Origin of the sequence: Cryobacterium sp. MLB-32, from assembly GCF_000738085.1 — a bacterium.
Classification (GTDB): domain Bacteria; phylum Actinomycetota; class Actinomycetes; order Actinomycetales; family Microbacteriaceae; genus Cryobacterium.
In genome coordinates this window covers 1-758 of sequence record NZ_JPRS01000470.1, presented here as the reverse complement: position 1 = coordinate 758, position 758 = coordinate 1, and the positions used below count along the sequence as shown (strand labels likewise).

Sequence of the window (758 nt, the reverse complement as noted above, 5' to 3'; positions counted from 1 at the left end):
CTGATCGCTGTTACCAACTCCGAGGTGATCTCTCAACAGTTCTTGTAGACGGGGTGGGCCTGCCGCAATGGCAGTACAAAGTGACCGATGGTGCTCGTCTCTGGTACGCCGTTGACGAGCCCAACGCGAAGGCGAAGAAGCCAGGACGCGTGATCATCACGAAAGCTGCGACGGGCCACCCCAACGAGACGGATTCCAAGAAGAACTTCCGTTAGCCGGGCCGCGAAGGTCACCACTGCCGGCACGGCGAACGACCAGGCACCAGCCAGTCGCGGCTCCCGCCGAGACTGGCGAGCAGTTGGGGGAGCAGGCTGGCGGTCTACCTCTGTTTGAGCTTGTCCTCGGAATGTCGGTGGTTTCCGTCAAGGTAGACCTCTCGGGAACTAACCGTAGAACGGGGAAGGCGCCACCATGGACCACGCGCCACAACGGGAGCCGTCACGGAGGCCGGCTCCTGGTCGAGCCGCTGCCCGGCGCTGTAAGGGCCCATCGTTTTTACCTGTCTGGCTGGTCATTGTAGCTCCCTTGCGTGCCTGCGTGCCTGCGTGCCTGCGTTCCGGGCTTTCGCGGCATATCCTCACTGCGCTGCGGTATTCCACGACCCGGAACTGCGGCACTCCCGGTCGCTTTCTATTTCTCTTGCCAGCCGGGCAAAAAAATTGTTGGTGGAGAGGAAGCAGAACCATGAGTGAACTGGTGACGGTGTATAGCAAGCCAGCGTGTGTTCAATGCACGATGACCTACCGAGCCCTCGACAA

At 60.8% G+C, this 758-nt stretch carries 1 pseudogene; it reads left to right on the top strand.

The window, feature by feature from the left end:
- Nucleotides 1-215, top strand: a pseudogene (locus tag JF66_RS24685) (hypothetical protein); the annotation flags it as partial.
- Between the last annotated feature and the right edge of the window lie 543 nt (nt 216-758).